This is a genomic window from Pseudomonas sp. PDM19 (assembly GCF_014852215.1).
Classification (GTDB): domain Bacteria; phylum Pseudomonadota; class Gammaproteobacteria; order Pseudomonadales; family Pseudomonadaceae; genus Pseudomonas.
This window is the reverse complement of the sequence record NZ_JACVBG010000019.1, coordinates 1-316: the sequence shown is the minus strand read 5'-3', so window position 1 is coordinate 316 and position 316 is coordinate 1. Positions and strand designations below refer to the sequence as shown.

1 pseudogene is annotated in these 316 nt (G+C 61.7%); it reads left to right on the top strand.

From position 1 onward, the window contains the following. Positions 1-316, top strand: a pseudogene (locus IB273_RS31315) (hypothetical protein); the annotation flags it as partial.

Genomic DNA, 316 nt, shown 5'->3' with positions numbered 1-316 from the left:
ACATGGTCAAGTTCCTCGCCGACAGCCGCGACTGGGCACGGCAACTGCCGGAGAGCGAGCGAACCTGGCTCAAACTGGCCAAGGGCACTCGCGTCATCAGCCACCAGGACAGCTACAAGAAGGCCACACCACCCACTCTGCAGGATGCCGGCAAAGACAGTGCCGACGACCTGCTGATTCCCAGAAGCCTGCTGGATAGCCTGCGCGCCGAATGGAAAATCCAGCTCCCTGCCGCAGGTGAACAAAAGGCCCGCAACTGGTATCGCCTGGATGGCCTGCTCAATGACGCTACCGGCAACCTCATCGACGGCTGGGT